Genomic DNA, 400 nt, shown 5'->3' on the forward strand with positions numbered 1-400 from the left:
CGTAGGTGGTGCCGGCGGTCGGTCCCGCCGATGTAAGCTGCGAGGACAGGATCAGGCCGGCAATGGCGGCGCAGATGCCCGACAGCACATAGACGGAAATCTGCACTGTTTTGACCGGAACGCCGGAGAGTTCGGCCGCGCGTTCATTACCGCCCGAGGCGTAGAGCCAGCGCCCGAAAGCGGTGCGGTTCAGGACGATGCTGCCAATGAGCGCGATGACCACGAGAACCACGACGCCCGTCGGCACGCCGAACAAGCGGTTGAAGCCAAGCGCATCGAAGCCGGTGTTTCCGAGCTCCGGCTTGCCGCCGAGATTGTTGTAGGTCAGGCCGCTGGTCATCAGCAGCGCCAGGCCGCGCGCCATGTACATGACGCCGAGGGTGGCGACGAAAGCTGGAAC

The 400-nt window shown here is 64.8% G+C and carries 1 pseudogene; it reads right to left on the reverse strand.

Annotated features, from left to right (window positions below):
• Positions 1-400, reverse strand: a pseudogene (locus tag EN925_RS39415) (ABC transporter permease); the annotation flags it as partial.

The sequence above is a fragment of the Mesorhizobium sp. M7A.F.Ca.US.006.04.2.1 genome (assembly GCF_004022915.1).
Classification (GTDB): Bacteria; Pseudomonadota; Alphaproteobacteria; order Rhizobiales; family Rhizobiaceae; genus Mesorhizobium; species Mesorhizobium ciceri.